Origin of the sequence: Kitasatospora sp. MY 5-36 (assembly GCF_001182915.1) — a bacterium.
Lineage (GTDB): Bacteria > Actinomycetota > Actinomycetes > Streptomycetales > Streptomycetaceae > Kitasatospora.
The window spans coordinates 1-875 of the sequence record NZ_LFVW01001330.1 but is presented as its reverse complement, the minus strand read 5'-3'; the positions used below and the strand labels follow the sequence as shown (position 1 = coordinate 875).

At 79.5% G+C, this 875-nt stretch carries 1 protein-coding gene; it reads left to right on the top strand.

Annotated features, from left to right (window positions below; translation table 11 throughout):
* On the top strand, positions 1-875 hold an 875-nt coding region (locus tag AE652_RS42270), incomplete at both ends, for an ABC transporter substrate-binding protein (RefSeq protein ID WP_234348740.1).

The window sequence follows — 875 nt, the reverse complement described above, 5'->3', positions numbered from 1 at the left end:
CGCCAGCTCACCGCCGCAGCCGCCGCGCTGCTGCTCGCCGCCGGTCTCGGCGGCTGCTCCGACGACCCGGGCCCCGCCCGCACCCCCGCCGCCGTGCCCGCCCTGGCCGAACCCACCGCCACCACCGGGGACGTCGGGCCGGTCGACCGCGCCGCCGTCCGGGACGGCGGCACGCTGCGCTGGGCCCTCGACCGCGTCCCGGCCACGCTGAACGTCTACCAGGGCGCGGCGACCGCCGACTCGGCGCTGCTCGCCCACGCGCTGTACCCCTCGCTGTTCCGGCCCGACGAGCACGGCCGGCTCGCCCCCGACCCGGACTACCTGGAGGGCGCCGAGTCCACCCCGCCCGGGCAGTCGCCGCAGGTGGTGACGTACCGGCTGAACCCGCGCGCCGTCTGGAGCGACGGCACCCCGGTCTCGGCCGCCGACCTCGACGCCCAGCGGACCGCGCTGTCCGGCCTGGACCCCGCGTACCGGGGCGGGCGGGCGGCCGGGTACGACGCCGTCGAGTCGGTCGCCCCGGGCGCCGACCCGCACGAGGTGCGGGTGACCTTCCGGCGGCCGTACGCGGAGTGGCGCTCGCTGTTCGGGCCGCTCTACCCGGCCGCCGAGACGGCCACCCCGGCCGACTTCGACCGGGCGCTGACCGGCGGCGACCGGCCGAGCGCCGGGCCGTACACCCTCTCCCGGTACGACGCCGAGGGCGGGACGGTCACCGTGGTGCGCAACCCGCTCTGGTGGGGCGAGCCGGCGAAGGCCGACCGGATCGACTTCCTCGCCTCGCCGCCCGAGCAGCGGCTGGACGCGCTGGACCAGGACCGGCTGGACGTCGCCCCGCTCACCGCGGCGGTGGACCGGGCGGTGCCCGCCCCGGC